Source organism: Variovorax sp. N23, from assembly GCF_025486315.1.
Taxonomy (GTDB): domain Bacteria; phylum Pseudomonadota; class Gammaproteobacteria; order Burkholderiales; family Burkholderiaceae_C; genus Variovorax.
Window position 1 is genome coordinate 13,368 of record NZ_JAOOPY010000019.1, and the last position, 13,892, is coordinate 27,259.

The 13,892-nt window shown below is 69.0% G+C and carries 10 protein-coding genes; 7 read left to right on the forward strand and 3 right to left on the reverse strand.

All coding sequences use genetic code 11. From position 1 onward, the window contains the following. The first annotated feature begins 187 nt into the window (after positions 1-187). From N8A90_RS22570 to N8A90_RS22595, 6 genes are read left to right on the forward strand one after another with little or no spacing between them, the layout of a single operon-like run. Positions 188-841: a hydrolase gene (locus N8A90_RS22570; protein WP_262077466.1), complete on the forward strand. Its 654-nt coding sequence runs from the start codon at positions 188-190 to the stop codon at positions 839-841. Positions 842-853: 12 nt separating this feature from the next. Continuing rightward, positions 854-1,156: a XapX domain-containing protein gene (locus N8A90_RS22575; protein WP_262077467.1), complete on the forward strand. Its 303-nt coding sequence runs from the start codon at positions 854-856 to the stop codon at positions 1,154-1,156. 16 nt (positions 1,157-1,172) lie between these two features. Next, on the forward strand, positions 1,173-3,062 hold the full coding sequence (locus N8A90_RS22580) for an amidohydrolase (protein ID WP_262077468.1): 1,890 nt from the start codon (positions 1,173-1,175) through the stop codon (positions 3,060-3,062). 2 nt (positions 3,063-3,064) lie between these two features. Next, on the forward strand, positions 3,065-3,472 hold the full coding sequence (locus N8A90_RS22585; protein ID WP_262077469.1) for a DoxX family protein: 408 nt from the start codon (positions 3,065-3,067) through the stop codon (positions 3,470-3,472). Next, positions 3,462-5,102: an MFS transporter gene (locus N8A90_RS22590; protein WP_262077470.1), complete on the forward strand. Its 1,641-nt coding sequence runs from the start codon at positions 3,462-3,464 to the stop codon at positions 5,100-5,102. The genes N8A90_RS22585 and N8A90_RS22590 overlap by 11 nt, the downstream gene beginning before the upstream one ends. Positions 5,103-5,160: 58 nt before the next feature. Next, entirely contained in the window at positions 5,161-6,135 is a 975-nt protein-coding gene (locus tag N8A90_RS22595) for an SLAC1 anion channel family protein (protein ID WP_262077471.1), read from the forward strand. Between the two features lie 4 nt (positions 6,136-6,139). Here the strand turns inward: N8A90_RS22595 and N8A90_RS22600 are convergent, their stop codons facing one another. Together N8A90_RS22600 and N8A90_RS22605 are read right to left on the reverse strand one after the other, a co-directional pair. Next, positions 6,140-6,451: a GNAT family N-acetyltransferase gene (locus N8A90_RS22600; protein WP_262077472.1), complete on the reverse strand. Its 312-nt coding sequence runs from the start codon at positions 6,449-6,451 to the stop codon at positions 6,140-6,142. Positions 6,452-6,467: 16 nt separating this feature from the next. Then, positions 6,468-7,187 carry a pirin family protein gene (locus tag N8A90_RS22605; RefSeq protein ID WP_262077473.1) on the reverse strand — a complete coding sequence of 240 codons (720 nt, stop codon included), beginning with the start codon at positions 7,185-7,187 and terminating at the stop codon, positions 6,468-6,470. A gap of 193 nt (positions 7,188-7,380) precedes the next feature. Between N8A90_RS22605 and N8A90_RS22610 the strand changes: the two genes are divergently transcribed. Then, positions 7,381-8,283 carry a LysR family transcriptional regulator gene (locus N8A90_RS22610; protein WP_262077474.1) on the forward strand — a complete coding sequence of 301 codons (903 nt, stop codon included), beginning with the start codon at positions 7,381-7,383 and terminating at the stop codon, positions 8,281-8,283. A gap of 16 nt (positions 8,284-8,299) precedes the next feature. Here N8A90_RS22610 and N8A90_RS22615 read toward each other — a convergent pair whose 3' ends face one another. After that, the gene (locus N8A90_RS22615) at positions 8,300-13,798 is read right to left on the reverse strand and encodes an autotransporter domain-containing protein (RefSeq protein ID WP_262077475.1); all 5,499 of its coding nucleotides are present in this window, start codon (positions 13,796-13,798) and stop codon (positions 8,300-8,302) included. Positions 13,799-13,892: the final 94 nt, after the last annotated feature.

Below are 13,892 nucleotides of genomic sequence, written 5' to 3' on the forward strand. Positions count from 1 at the left end.
CGGGTGACCGATCGCGCAAACGGAAAAAACGCCGCGCCTTTGTTCAAGCCAGCAGCGCCCGGCCCCCGTAGCCTTCGCACTGCTTTCCCGATGCCCCGCCTGCCGTGCGCTCCACGGCCCCGCGGGGTGTGCCGACTTATGGCACGACCCGATCCGCCTGTCATCACCCCTTTGGAAGAAACCCACCATGTCCATCACCGCCACTCCCACGCCCGGCGCCAAGCTGCTCACCCCGAAGGATCACACGCTGGTCATGATCGACTTCCAGTCGCAGATGGCCTTCGCCACGCACTCGATCGACGCCGTCACGCTGCGCAACAACGCTGGACTGGTGGCCAGCGCGGCCGCCGGCTTCGGCGTGTCGACCATCCTCACGACCGTGGCCGAGAAGAGCTTCTCCGGCCCGATGTTCGACGAGATCAAGGCCGCCTTCCCCGGCCAGGCCATGCTCGACCGCACGTCGATGAACACCTGGGAAGACGCGGCCGTCATCAAGAAGATCAACGAGATCGGCAAGCCGCGCATCGTGCTGTCGGGCCTGTGGACCGGCGTGTGCATCGTCGGCCCGGCCCTCTCGGCCATCGACCAGGGCTTCGAGGTGTACGTGATCGCCGACGCCTGCGGCGATGTGTCGGCCGAAGCGCACGAGCGCGCCATGCAGCGCATGGTGCAGGCCGGCGCGCAGCCCATGACCTCGCTGCAGTACCTGCTCGAGCTGCAGCGCGACTGGGCCCGCACCGACACCTACGACATGACCACCGGCATCGCGCGCAAGCTCGGCGGCGCCTACGGCCTGGGCATCACCTACGCGAAAACGATGTTCAACGCGCACGAAGGTTGAGCGGAGCGCGAGATGAAGCCGTACATCGTTTCCCTCGCGCTGGGCGTGCTGGTCGGCGTCATCTACGCGCTCTTCAGCGTGCGCTCGCCGGCGCCGCCCATCATCGCGCTGGTCGGGCTGCTGGGCATCCTGGCCGGCGAACAGTTGCCGCCGCTGGTCAAGCGACTGTTCGACAGCAGCCCGAGCGCCAGCTCGTGGCTGGACCACCAGGTCAAGCCGCACATGTTCGGCGAGCTGCCGCAGTGCGCCAGGCCGTCCGACGTGGCCGCCACCGAAAGCACCGACGGCACCGCGACCCGCGGCCGCTCGTCCTGATTTCAAGGAACCCGACATGGTCGACGCCCAACCCCCCGAACTCATCCTGCACCACGGCCGCTTCACCACGCTGGACCGTGCCAACCCCACGGCGACCGCCGTCGCGATCCGCGGTGGGCGCTTCACGCATGTGGGGCGTGACGAAGACATCCTGCCGCTGGCGCGCGACAGCACGCGCGTGATCGACCTGCAGGGCCGCGCCGTGCTGCCCGGCCTGATCGACAACCATCTGCACATCATCCGCGGCGGGCTCAACTTCAACCTCGAGCTGCGCTGGGACGGCGTGCGCAGCCTGGCCGACGCCATGGCCATGCTCCAGCGGCAGGTCGCGATCACGCCGGCACCGCAATGGGTGCGCGTGGTGGGCGGCTTCACCGAGCACCAGTTCGCCGAGAAGCGCCTGCCGACCATCGCCGAGCTCAATGCCGTGGCGCCCGACACGCCGGTCTTCCTGCTGCACCTGTACGACCGCGCGCTGCTCAACGGCGCCGCGCTGCGCGCCGTCGGCTACACCCGAGACACGCCCGCACCGCCCGGTGGCGAGATCGTGCGCGACGCCGCTGGCAACCCCAGCGGCCTGCTGCTGGCCAAGCCCAATGCGAGCATCCTGTACGCCACGCTGGCCAAGGGCCCCAAGCTCCCCTTCGAGTACCAGATCAATTCCACGCGCCACTTCATGCGCGAGCTCAACCGCCTGGGCGTGACCGGCGCCATCGACGCGGGCGGCGGCTTCCAGAACTTCCCCGAGGACTACCAGGTGATCCAGCAGCTGGCCGATGCCGGCCAGCTCACCATCCGCCTGGCCTACAACCTGTTCACGCAGAAGCCCAAACAGGAGAAGCAGGACTTCCTGAACTGGACCGCCACGTCCAAGTACAAGCAGGGCGACGACTACTTCCGCCACAACGGCGCCGGCGAGATGCTGGTGTTCTCCGCCGCCGACTTCGAGGACTTCCGCCAGCCCCGGCCCGACATGGCGCCCGAGATGGAAGACGACCTGGAAGAGGTCGTGCGCGTGCTGGTGCAGAACAAGTGGCCATGGCGCATGCACGCCACCTACGACGAGACCATCGATCGCGCGCTCGATGTCTTCGAGAAGGTGAATCGCGACACGCCGCTGGCGGGCCTGAACTGGTTCTTCGACCACTGCGAGACGATCTCCGAGAAGTCCATCGACCGCATCGCGGCGCTGGGTGGCGGCATCGCGGTGCAGCACCGCATGGCCTACCAGGGCGAGTACTTCGTGGAGCGCTACGGCGCCGCGGCGGCCGAGGCCACGCCGCCGGTCAAGCGCATGCTGGAGAAGGGCGTGAAGGTCTCGGCCGGCACCGACGCCACGCGCGTCGCGTCGTACAACCCGTGGGTGTCGCTGTCGTGGCTGGTCACCGGCCGGACGGTCGGCGGCATGCAGCTCTACCCGCAGCGCAACTGCCTCGACCGCGAAGCGGCCCTGCGCATGTGGACCGAGAACGTCACCTGGTTCTCCAACGAGGTCGGCAAGAAGGGCCGCATCGAGGCCGGCCAGCTGGCCGACCTGGTGGTGCCCGACCGCGACTTCTTCGCCTGCCCCGAGTCCGAGATCGCCGATACGACCGCGCTGCTGACCATGGTCGGCGGCAAGGTCGTCTATGCCGCCGGCCCGTTCCAGGCGCACGACGACGGCGCACCGCCGCCGGCCATGCCGGACTGGTCGCCGGTGCGCAGCTTCGGCGGCTACGCCGGTTGGGGCGACAAGGAAGGCAAGCCGATGCAGGCCGCGATGCGCCGCCTGGCGGCCGACTGCGCCTGCGCCAACGACTGCAATGTGCACGGGCACCGGCATGCGACGGCGTGGAGCAGCCAGTTGCCCATTGCCGACCTCAAGAGCTTCTGGGGCGCGCTCGGCTGCGCCTGCTGGGCTGTGTAAGGATGGCCGCGATCCGCCGCCTCTTCACCACGCGCGCCGTGCACTGGCTCGCGCTGCTCTTCCTCTGCGCCGCCTACCTGCAGGGCGGCTTCAACAAGGCGACCGACTTCCCGTCGGCCATCGCCGAGATGAACCACTTCGGCATCGCGCCCGCCGGGCCGATGGCCGTGGCGGTCATCGTGTTCGAGTTCGGCGCCGCGCTGATGATCCTCACGGGCTTCTACCGCTGGCTGGGCGCACTGGGCCTCGCGGGCTTCACGCTGATGGCGACCTTCGTGGCCAACCGCTTCTGGGAGATGGCGATGCCCGAGCGCTTCATGGTCGCCAATGCCTTCTTCGAGCACTGGGGCCTGGTCGGCGGCTTCCTGCTGGTGGCCTGGCATGACCTGAAGGGGCGTGATGAGCACTGAGCGTGTCTCGACGGCGGGCAGCTTCGCCCCGCTGCGCCGACCGGTCTTCGCCGTGCTGTGGGCCGCCACGGTGCTGGGCAACGTCGGCAGCTTCATGCGCGACGTGGCCAGTTCCTGGATGGTGACCGAGCTGTCGGCCAGCCCGACCGCGGTGGCGCTGATCCAGACCGCCGCCACGCTGCCGATCTTCCTGCTGGCCATCCCTGCCGGCGTGCTGTCGGACATCCTCGACCGCCGCCGCTTCCTGATCTTCATCCAGGTCATGCTGGCCTGCGTGAGCGGCACGCTGCTGGTGCTGGCGCGCACGAACACGCTGACGGTCGAGTACCTGGTCGCGCTGACCTTCGTCGGCGGCATCGGCGCCGCGCTGATGGGGCCGACCTGGCAGTCGATCGTGCCTGAGCTTGTGCCGCGGTCGGACCTCAAGAGCGCGGTCGCGCTGAACTCGCTGGGCATCAACATCGCCCGCGCGATCGGCCCGGCCGCGGGCGGCCTGCTGCTGGCGAGCTTTGGCGCGTCCTTCGCCTACGGTGCCGACGTGCTGAGCTACGTGTTCGTCATCGCCGCGCTCCTGTGGTGGAAGCGCCCGGCCGCGGTCGACACGGGCCTGTCGGAGCAGTTCTTCGGCGCCTTCCGCGCCGGCCTGCGCTATGCCAAGGCGAGCCGCGAACTGCACGTGGTGCTGCTGCGCGCCGCGGTGTTCTTCCTGTTCGCCAGCTCGGTGTGGGCGCTGCTGCCGCTGGTGACGCGCCAGATGCTCGGGGGCACGGCCGGCTTCTACGGCGTGATGCTCGGCGCGGTGGGCGCGGGCGCCATCCTCGGCGCGGTGCTGCTGCCCCGAATCCGCGAGAAGCTCGATGCCGACGGCCTGGTGCTGGCGGCCTCGCTCATCTCGGCGGTCGTGATGTGCGCGCTGTCCTTCGCCCCGCCCCAGTGGGTCGCGGTGCTGCTCATGCTGCTGCTGGGCGTGGGCTGGATCATCGCGCTCACCACGCTCAACGGCGTGGCGCAGGCGGTGCTGCCGAACTGGGTGCGCGGTCGCGGGTTGGCGATTTACCTGACCGTCTTCAACGGCGCGATGGCGGGCGGCAGTCTCGGCTGGGGCCTGATCGCGCAGGAGATCGGCGTGCCCGCAACGCTGCTCGTCGGCGCCGCGGGGCTGGCGGCGGTGGCCTTCGTCTTCCACCGCGTCCGGCTGCCGACCGGCGAGGCCGACCTGCAGGCGTCGAACCACTGGCCCGAACCCCTGCTCAGCGCGCCCGTGGCGCACGATCGCGGTCCGGTCATGGTGCAGATCGAATACCGCATCCGCCCCGAAGACCAACCGGCCTTCCTGCAGGCGCTCGAGAAGCTGTCGGCGGAACGCCGCCGCGACGGCGCCTATGCCTGGGGCATCACCGAGCACACCAATGACCGCGAGTGCCTGATGGAGTGGTTCCTGGTCGAATCGTGGGCCGAGCACCTGCGCCAGCACCAGCGCGTGTCGAACGCCGATGCCGACCTGCAGAACGAGGCCATCCGCTTTCACATCGGGCCGGGCAAGCCGGTGGTACACCACTTCCTCGCGCTGGACATGAAGCATGCGCGCGCCGCGGCCCATGGCGCGCAGGCGGCGCAGGAGCCGTCATGAGCGACGCCCGGCCGCCCGAAGGCGCTCAGCTCCGCAGCCCGCAGGGCGGAGGTATCCAATGAGCGAGGTGTCAGCCGCGCCCGAGCAACCCTTGCTGGCGCGCCTGTCGGTCGCGATGTTCGGCATGGTGATGGGCATCGGCGGTCTGGCCAACGCCTGGGCGCTGGCGCACCGCGCCTTCGGTGCGCCGGTGGTGGTGAGCGAACTGCTGCTGGGCGTGGCCGTGCTGCTCTTCGGCGTGTTGGCCGTCACGCACCTGCTGAAGCTGGGCTTTCATCTGTCGGCGGTGCGGGAAGAGTTCGCGCACCCGGTGCGCTCCAGCTTCTTCCCCACCATCTCGGTGGCCGCCGTGGTGCTGTCGATCGGCCTGCGCCCGTATGCGCACGGCTGGGCCGAAGGGCTGTGGTGGTCCGGCGCGGTGCTGCACTTCGTGCTGGCCGTCACGCTCATCCGGCGCTGGATCCTGCATGCGCAGGACGAAGGCGTGCTGACCCCGGCCTGGTTCATCCCGGTGGTGGGCAACATCCTGATCCCCATCGGTGGCGTGCCGCTCGGCTATGTCGAGATCAGCTGGTTCTTCTTCTCGGTCGGCCTCATCCTGTGGCTCGCCTTCTTCACCATCGTGCTGCACCGCGTGCTCTTCGTTCCGGCCATGAGCCAGCGCAGCATGCCCACGCTGTTCATCCTGCTGGCGCCGCCGTCCATCGGCCTGTCGTCGTACCTGGCCTTCACCAGCGGGCACGCGGGTGCGATGGGCGACATCTTCTATTGTCTGGCGCTCTTCATCGCCATCCTGCTGGCGACGCTGGTTCATCATGCGGCGCACGGTGCGTTCTTCATGAGCTGGTGGGCCATGACCTTCCCGGCCGATGGCTGGGCTGGCGCCACGCTGGCCTACTACCAGGCGCGGCCGAGTCGCTACACGGCAGCCATCGCGTTGTGCGCGCTGACGGTCGCCACGGGCGTGGTCGTGTGGATCGTCGTGCGCACGGCCCTGCACATGGCGAGCGGCGCGGCGTTCCACGAGGACTGAGTCCTCACAGGCCCAGCAGCGTCCGCCCTTCAGGCGACAGCAGATCCTGCGTCTCGACGTGCTTGCGCATGTACGCCGTGAACACCGGACATTTCGGGACGACGGCCAGCCCGCGTTCCCGCGCCGAGGCCAGCCCCGCCAGCACCAGTTCCCTGGCAAGGCCGCGGCCCTGCAGTTCTTCCGGCACCAGCGTGTGGAGGAAGGTGATCACCCCCGGCGCCAGGTCGTAGATGGCGACGGCGCGGTGGCCGTCGACCGTGACCTCGAAGCGGTTCTGCGCGGGGTTGTCCGTCACGCGGGCAGTGGGCTCTTGCATGGTCGTTCTCCTTGCCTTACATCGTCGGCCGCTCGAGCGGCCGCAGGTCGAACACCAGCACCTCGGCGTGGTCGCCCTTGGCGAAGCGCAGCTGGCGCTCGTCGCGGATGCGGACGCCGTCGCCTTCGCTCAGCTTCTCGCCGTTGACTTCGACGCTGCCGCGCGCCACGTGCACGTAAGCGTAACGGTCGGGGCTGATATCGAGTGCCGTGCTCTCGGCGCCGTCGAAGAGTCCGGCGTACATCCGCATGTCCTGGTGCACGCCGAGCGATCCGTCGGTGCCTTCGGGCGAGGCGATGAGGCGCAGCTGGCCGCGCTTCTTGGCGTCGCTGAAATGCACCTGCTGGTAGCGCGGCGCGGCGCCCTTCACCGACGGCACGATCCAGATCTGCAGGAAGTGCACGCCCTCGGTCTTCGAGTGGTTGAACTCGCTGTGGCGCACCCCGGTGCCGGCGCTCATCATCTGCACGTCGCCCGGCCGGATGACCGAGCCGGTGCCCATCGAATCCTGGTGCGCCAGCGCGCCTTCGAGCACATAGGAAAAGATCTCCATGTCGCGGTGCGGGTGGGTGCCGAAACCCTGCGCCGGGTCGACGCGGTCGTCGTTGATCACCAGCAGGTCCGAGAAGCCCTGCTGCTTGGGGTCGTGGTAGTGGCCGAAGGAGAAGGTGTGGCGGGAGCGGAGCCAGCCGTGGTTGGCGACGCCGCGCTGGTCGGCCTTGCGAAGTTCGAGCATGATGCGTTCCTTGTCTTTTATCTGTCGATGAAATTCACGATTCGTTCTTGCATCTGCGCTGCGAGTGAATGCAGAAGATCGGTTAGAAGAAATCGTGGTGCGAGGAAAGTATCGAACGCGATGCCTCGTCGGATGCTGAAACGTTTACGGCCGATTGATCGATGATTTCGATGATTAATTTGGAGGCACTCCGATGCTGAAGCTCACCCTGGAGGCGATCGAGCTGGTCGACGCCATCGCGCGCCACGGCTCCTTCGCGGCCGCGTCGGAGCGGCTGCACAAGGTGCCCTCGACCATCTCGTACGCCATCGGCAAGCTCGAGGAACAGTTGGGCATCGCGCTCTTCACCCGGCAAGGGCCGCGCGTCACGCTCACGCCGGCCGGGAAGGAGATGCTCAAGGAAGGCCGCTGGCTCATTGCCGCGGCGGCCGAGCTCGAATCGCGCATGCGGCAGATCGCGACCGGCTTCGAGTCGGAGCTGCGGCTGGTGCACGATTCGCTCATCCCCACCAGCGCCTTCAACCACGACATCCGCGCCTTCGAGGACCTGAACTGCGGCACGCGGCTGCGCATCGGCTGCGACACCATGACCGGCACCTGGGAGGCGCTGCGCGACGGCCGCGCCGACCTCATCGTCGCCGCCAGCGACGGGCCGGCCGGCGGTGGCTACAAGGCGGTGGCCGTCGGCAGCCTGTCCTTCGCCTTCTGCGTGGCGCCCACGCACCCGCTGGCGATGCTGCGCCGCCCGCTCACGCGGGCCGACCTGCTGCAGCACACGGCGGTGGTGGTGGGCGACGGCGCACGTGCCCTGTCCGACCGCACCATCGGCCTGCTGCCAGGCCAGCGTCGGCTCACGGTGCCGTCGATGGCCGCCAAGATCGCCTGCCAGATCGACGGCCTGGGCCACGGCTTCGTGCCGCGCGACTGCGTGCGCGAGGCGCTGGCGCACGGCACGCTGGTCGAGCTGGCCTGCGAGGAGTCGCGGCCGGAAGAAACCTTCTGGCTGGCCTGGAAGCCCGCCGCCACGGGCGAGGCGCTCAAGTGGTGGCGGGCCCGGCTGCAGCGGGAGCTGGTGCCGGCGATCCTGCCGGGCTGAGGCCGGGCGCCAGGCTTCAGAAGCGCCAGCGCAGATCGGCCTTCAGGCCATGGCTGCGCACGCCGTCGCCACGCTGTCCCGCATAGGCCACGCCCAGCGTGAGGGATCGCTGCAGTTGCACATCGACGCCGGCCTCGGCCACCAGCGTGTTGCGTGCCACCGGGACGCCGGACACCGTGAAGGCGCTGCCGCCGTCGAAGGCCAGCGAAGCCTGCGGCGTGACATCGCCGTAGGCGCGCTGCCAGCCCAGCATGCCGCGCGCAGTCAGCTGGAAGCGGCCGAGGTCGAAGCGCTGACCAGCACGCAGCCCGAGGGTCGAGAAGGTGGTGCCCGTGGTCTCGCCGCGGCCCTGCAGTGCCGCGGAACCGCCGCGCTCGTCGACGCTGTCGGTGTGCAGGCGCACGTGGGCGAGGCTGGCGAAAGGCTCCAGGTCAACGCTGCCGGCCTGCAGTCGCCAGCCCAGTTCGCCGTAGGCCTGCGCGGTGTCGGCATGGTAGTCGGCCCGCGTGGCATCGGCGAAGCTGCCGAACGCGATGTGGCGCCGCGTGTCGATGTCGTGGCGCGTGTAGCTGACACCCGAGCGCAGGGCGAGGTCGCCCCATCGCCGGCCGCCATAGACGCCGAGGTGGTAGCTGTCGATCGAGGCGTGCGAGTCGCGGTCCGAGATGTCGGTCTTGTCGTGGCCGGCGCCGCCCATCACGCCCACGCGCCAGTCGCCCACCCGGCGGTCGGCACCCACGAGCACGCCGCTTGCGCTGCGGTCGGCGCGTGCGCCATTGCCATCGCCGGCGGCGCGGCCGTGCCCGTCGTAGGCGCGTGCCCAGGCACCATCGCCCGACGTGTCCTGGCTGGCGCGCAGATCGGTCGCGGCCATGGTGGCGTCGCCGTCTTGCCGCAGCCGCGCCAGGCTCGCGTCGCGCACGAAGCGGCTGTCTTCGACCAGGCCCGATCGCACAGTGGCATGGACTTCGCCGGACAGTCGATCGAACGCGGTGCGCGCCGTCGCGGCGTCGGCCTGCCGCACGGCGGCGTAAACGCTGCCTGCGCCCAGTTGCTCGACGGCTTCCCCGGTGCTGCGCTGGTTGGCGGAGGTGCCCACCTGTTGGAACGGCACGTCGTTGCGTGCGAGGGTGAGCGTGACCTCCTGCGCGTCGTAGGCCAGCGATGGCGTGAGGAAGGCGAGGTTCGACGTGAGCGTGCCGAAGGTGCCCAGCACGCCGCCTCCGGCAGTCAGGATCGTGTAGCGGGTGGCCGGGGTCCAGCTGCCGTTGGCCGCCAGTACGTTGACCGTGGCGCCGCCCAGCGTGGCGGTGCCGGTGACGTCGATACGGTCGCTGTTGCCGGCGGCATCGACTTCGACTTCGTAGGCCGAGCCGCTCTGGAATACCAGGTTGCCGGCGACGCGCAGCGTGCCGATCGAATTGCCCGGCGCCGCCGTGGCACCGGCCGCCAGCGTGGTGCTGCCCACCGTGCCAGTTCCTTTCAGGATGCCGCCGCTGCCGATGAGCATGTGGCCGCCCAGCGTCCCGTTGACCGAGAAGGCACCGCCATCGACCGTGAGGCGGCCCGTGAAGGCCGAGCCGTCACCGTCGTAGCGCACCAGGCCCACGCCGGTCTTGCTCAGGCTGCCATCGCCCGATAGCGTGTTGGAGAGCACGCCGTCCTTGGCCTCGTTGATCACCAGTGTGCCGTGGTTCTCGATCGCGCCGGTGCCGAAGCTGCGGATGCCGCCGACGAGCGTGCCACCGCTCACCAGCGTGCCGCCCGAATACGTGTTGGTGCCGGTCAGCACCAGGGTCCCGGCATCCGTCTTTTCCAGTTGGGCCGTGCCCGTGAGTGCGTTGGCGATGGTGGCGGTATAGGCCGCTCCTGCCGAACTCCCGTCGCCCACGCGGATGGCGGCGCGGCTGCCGCTCAGCGCGATCGCATCGCCTTGCAGCCGGTAGCCGTTGCTCGCGAACTGCATGCCGGTGACCGCGACCTGCCCTTGCGTGCCGCTCACCGTCACCGTGCCGGGCGTGCCCTGGAAGATCGCGAAGCCGGGCGTCGGCGCCATGCTGGCGTTGACGAGTCCGTTGACCGTGGTCCAGTTGGTCGACGTGGCAGTCCAGGTTCCGTTGCCGCCATCGACCGCACCGTTGTCGGCAGCGCCTGTCGCGTTGCCGTCCCAGAAGTTCAACGTCTGTCCGCCGGTGTTGACCAGGTTGACCTCGCCCGCCGCCGCGGTCTGCACCGTGAGTGTGCTTCCCGAGGGCGAGGTACCGATGTCCAGCCCGTTGTCGATCAGCGCGCCGGTGTAGTTGAAGAGCCGGTACACGCCAGCGCTGAAGCCGCCCATGTCGTTCACGTTCAGCGAACCGTCGAGCGTCAAGGCGCCATGGACCTGGAAAAGCTGCGCCGCACCGGCGGTGCCCAGCGTGGCTTCGACGGTCGCGCCGCTGGCGAGCGTGAGCGAACCCGTGGTCAAGGTTTGGCCGCTCGTTCCTTTGAGCACGCCGCCCGAGGCCACCTCGACCGCGCCGGTGATGGTGCCGGTGCCACCGATCGCGGCGCCTTGACCCACCTGGACGCTGCTCGTCGTCAGGGCATGGTCCACGCGCAGCATGCCCGCATCCATGGTCACCGTTGCGGCCGTCAGCGCCGCCGTGGTGGTGGCGGTGCCGCCCACGGCCAACCTGAGCGCGCCGCTCGCGTTGATGGCGCCGAGCGAGAGGTTGTTGCTGTCGGTCACTTGCACCGCCGTTCCGGTGAGCGACAGGGTCCCCTGGAAGTCGTTGCCCGCGTTCGTGAGGGCGATGCCCGTGCCAGCGGCCAGCGATGCATTGCCGGTCAGGGTCAGCGCGCCGGTCTGGGTGATCGCGCCGCCGTTGCTGGTCGCCGACAGCGTGCCGTTCACCGTGCCGCTGCCCAGATTCAAGGCGCCGCTGCTGATCGCGGTGAGGTTGCCGGTGGCCAGGGTGCCCAAGGTCAGTGCGTTGGCGTCGGTGATCGCGGTGCTGCCGCCGGTCAGGCTGACCGCCTGGCCGAAATCGTTGCCGGCACTGGTCAAGGCGATGGCGCCGCTGCCGGCGTCGATGCTGCTGGTGTTGTTGACGGCGAGCACGCCGGCGCTTTGGGCGATCGCGCTGTTGCTGGTCGTCAGCGCCAGCGTGCCGGCGGTGACGTCGTGCGCCAGGGTGATGCCGTCGTCGCCGCGCATGCTCACGTTGTTGCCGGACAAGGCTGCAGCCGTGGCCAGCACGTTGCCGCTGCGTAGGGTCAGGTCGGCACTGCCGGTATCGATCGCGTTCGCCGGCAAGCTCAGCGTGCCGGCGGCGATCAAGGACAGCGCGCTGTTGCTGCCCAGGGTCAACGCGGCGACGTTCAGGTCGTTGCCGTCGACCAGGCGAATGCCGCTGCCGGTCAGCGATACGGCGCCGCCGAAATGGTTGCCGGCCTGTTCCAGCGTGATCGAGCCGGCGCCGGCATTGAGGTTGCTGGTGCCGCTGACCGTGAGCGGATTGGTCGTGGACTGGCTGATCGCGCCACCGTTGCTGGTCGCGGACAGGGCGCCGGTCACCGTGCCGCGGCCCAGGTTCAGTGCGCCGCTGCTGATGGCGGTGAGAGTGCCGGTGGTCAGCGCGTCCAACGTCAGCGCGTTGGCGTCGGTGATCGCGGTGCTGCCGCCGGTCAGGCTGACCGCCTGACCGAAGTCGTTGCCGGCGGTGGTCAGCGTGATCGCGCCGGTGCCGGCATTGAGTGCGCTGGTGCCGGTGACTGTGAGCGGGGTGCTCGCCGACTGCGTGATCGCGCCGTTGTTGCTGGTCGCGGCCAACGTGCCGGTCACCGTGCCGCTGCCCAGGTTCAAGGTACCGGTACTGGTCGCGGTGAGGTTGCCGGTGGCCAGCGTGCCCAAGGTCAGCGCGTTGGCGTCGGCGATCGCGGTGCTGCCGCCGGTCAGGCTGACCGCTTGGCCGAAGTCGTTGCCGGTCGTGGTCAGGGTGATCGCGCCGGCACCGGCATTGAGGTTGCTGGTGCCGGTGACCGTGAGCGGGTTGCTCGCGGACTGGGTGATCGCGCCGCCGTTGCTGGTCGCGGAGAGCGTGCCGGTCACCGTGCCGCTGCCCAGGGTCAGTGCACCGCTGCTGGTGGCAATGAGATTGCCGGTGGCCAACGTGCCCAGCGTGAGGGCGTTGCTGGCGACGATCCGCGTGTTCCCGCCGATCAGTGACACCGTGTTCCCGAAGACGTTGTTTGCGTTGTCGAGCGTGATCGCGTTCGCCCCCGTGTCGATCGATGTAGCGCCTGCGACGTTCAGGCTGCCGCTCTGCGCCAGGTTCCTGTCGTTGCGCACGATCAAGTTGCCCGACACGTCCATCGTGCCGATCGCCGCGATCTGGTTAGTGCCGACAAAACTCGCATTGCCGCCGATGCTGCCCTCCAGCACCCCGGCGACATAGCTGCCCGTCTGCTGCACGCCGCCATCGGTACTGAAAGAGATCGTTCCGTCTCGCACGTTGACCTGACCGCTGTCCGTGATGGCGATCTGGCCGCTGGCGCCAGTGGCAATGAAGGCCACCGAGCCGTCGTTGTCGGAACCCGAGCCTGCGGCGGTGATGGTTCCGCTGTTGTCGATCAACTGGTTGAAGAGGCCGGGTGCCGCATAGGCCTGCAGGGTGATCCGGCCGCCGGGCGCCGACAGCGTGCCGGTGTTCGTGATGGCTGCCGGGTTGAGGGCCAGCTGCAGCGCGCCGGTGACGCTGGCGTTGAAGCCGCCGGATTCGTAGGTGAGCGTGGCCCTGTCGGCGGCGACCAGTTGGATGTTGCCGGCCGCGGCAGTGATCGGTCCTTGGTTGACGACCGCGCCGCCCAGCAGGATGACAGAGCCCGAGGCGGCGTTCATGGTTCCGCTGTTGGCGACCAGGGAGACAGTGTTTCCTCCGGCATCCAGTTCGTAGGTTCCCGCCATGAAGTCGGATGCCTGCATGCCCAGCGACGTGGCCAGCAGGCCGCCGACATTCACCGATGCGGTGCTGCCGAACAGGATGGCTGCGCGGTTGCTCAGCAGAACCTGACCGTTTGCATTGAGGGTGCCTTGGATCTGCGTGGGATTGCCGCCGTTGATCACGCTGAGGCCTGCGCTGCTCGTGGCCGGCTGATTGAACGTCACGCTCGCGCCCGAGCCGATGTCGAAGGTCGACCAGGAGTGCGACATGCTCGACGAGCCCTGATCGATCGTCAATGTCGCGCCGACGGGACTGTTGATCGTCCCGGTGCCCCCGCTGATGCTTCCGCCGGTCGGCAGTTGGGAGGAAGTGACCTGCGCCATCGCCGCCTGTGCCAGGGCGAACCCCCATGTCGCAATCAGCGTGCGCAGCGGGAGCCGTGCGCCGTTCCGCTCCGTCGACGCCGGGTTCTTTTCATTGGCCCCTGGCACGTCGGAGCAAGTGGACTGGCAAGGTCCGCGCGCGATCTCGCTGACCACTTGCCACATGTTCGTGCGGCGATTGAAAACGATGCGGTAGATGCGGTTCATGGACGAGCCCAGAGCAGGAGACCATCACGCGCGCGATCGCGCGAACGCTCTGGAGTTGTGGGAAGGCACGGGCTGATCGGCAAACACCTCCGTC